This is a genomic window from Curvibacter sp. T50, from assembly GCF_057219955.1.
Genome location: NZ_JBXVVU010000001.1, coordinates 1,963,882 through 1,965,545 on the forward strand (window position 1 = coordinate 1,963,882; position 1,664 = coordinate 1,965,545).

General features: G+C 65.8%; 1 protein-coding gene (running past one end of the window). It reads left to right on the forward strand.

Going from position 1 to position 1,664, the window contains the following annotated elements:
- Window positions 1-1,388, forward strand: the 3' portion of a protein-coding gene (locus AC2EBU_RS09350) for an ATP-binding cassette domain-containing protein (RefSeq protein ID WP_484610078.1). The gene continues 565 nt to the left of window position 1, outside the view; 1,388 of the gene's 1,953 nt are visible here — the last part of the coding sequence; its start codon lies off the left edge, out of view; its stop codon occupies window positions 1,386-1,388.
- The last annotated feature ends 276 nt before the right edge of the window (window positions 1,389-1,664 follow it).

The following is a 1,664-nucleotide window of genomic DNA, read 5'->3' on the forward strand; positions in this document are numbered from 1 at the left end:
ACTTTCGGGGCAGCGTGGTGGTGATCACCCATGACCGAGCGTTCCTGGATCGGGTGTCCACCCGCATCGTCGAACTTGACCGCGGGCAACTGCGTTCCTATCCGGGCAATTTCACGACATATCAGGTCCTGAAGGAAGAGCAGCTGACGCAGGAAGCAGTGATTCAGGCCAAGGCCGACAAACTGCTGGCGCAGGAAGAAGTCTGGATCCGCAAGGGCGTGGAGGCGCGCCGCACCCGGGCGCAGGCCCGAATCGTCCGGCTGCAGGAGTTGCGGGCCAAACGCGCGGCGCGACGGGAGGCCGTCGGCCGCGTCCGGATGGATGTCAACAGTGGCGCGGCCAGCGGCAAACTGGTGGCCGAACTGGCCCATGTGTCCAAAACCTTCGCCGAGCGGTGCATCGTCGATGATTTTTCAGCCACGATCCTTCGCGGCGACAAGATCGGCCTGCTCGGCCCCAACGGGGCCGGCAAGACCACGTTGCTCAAGCTGATCCTGGGCGAACTGCCGCCCGACCCTCCGCCGGCCGGCGCACCGCAGCCTGAGCCTGGCCACAGCCCCTGGGGCACCGTGCGACGGGGCACCAATCTGACCGTGGCCTATTTCGACCAGATGCGCAACGCGCTCGATCTCGAAGCCACCCTGGAAGACTTCATCAGTCCCGGCAGCGAGTGGATCGAGATCGGCAACAAGCGCCAGCATGTCAAGAGCTACCTTGGTGACTTCCTGTTTGCCCCGGCCCGGGCGACCTCGCCGGTCGGCTCGCTGTCGGGCGGGGAACGCAACCGGCTGTTGCTGGCCCGCCTGTTCGCGCGCCCGGCCAACGTTCTGGTTCTGGACGAGCCCACCAACGACCTCGACATCGACACGCTGGAGCTGCTGGAAGACCTGCTGCAAACCTATGACGGCACGGTGTTTCTGGTCAGCCACGATCGCACCTTCCTCGACAACGTGGTGACCAGCACCATCGCCTTTGAGGGCTGCGGGCGTTGGCGCGAGTTTGAAGGCGGCGTGCAGGACTGGCTGACGCAGTCCGCCCGCAGCAATGCCGCACCACCCGTTTCCGGTTCACGCGCGGCAAAAGACCAGAAGGCGCCGGTAGCCGACAAGAAAGACCCGCTGCCCAGTGCCAAAGCCCCCCCGGCGGCAAGCCGGCCCAAACTCAGCTACAAGGACCAACGCGAGCTGGACGCCTTGCCCGGCCACATCGAAGCCCTGGAACGCGAACAGCAGACGCTGCGGCAACAACTGCAGGATGGCACCCTCTACGGCCGCGATCCCCAGAAAGCCGCAGCACTGCACGCACGGGATGGCGAAATCGAAGACGCGCTGATGGCCGCCCTGGAGCGCTGGGAGGCACTGGGTGCCGCCCCAACGCCGGGCTCATGACCCCTGCGTCAGCCCTCCGAGACCATCATTTTTCATAGCATAAAGCGACCTTTTCCCGCTGGGTATCGGCCCAAAACGCCCTGAAACACCCGTAGCGCACCCCCAACCCTCCCCCAGACGCCACCCACCCCGCCGAGTCATCCTCGGGCGGGGTGGGTTGGGTGGGGCCGGCGCAGCCGGCCGGGGGTGTCGGAGGCTTTGGGGCGGCTTACTTGGCCTTGATCACCAGGTTGACGATGTCGGAGTAGACGCCGGCAATCGCCTGCGCATCACCGG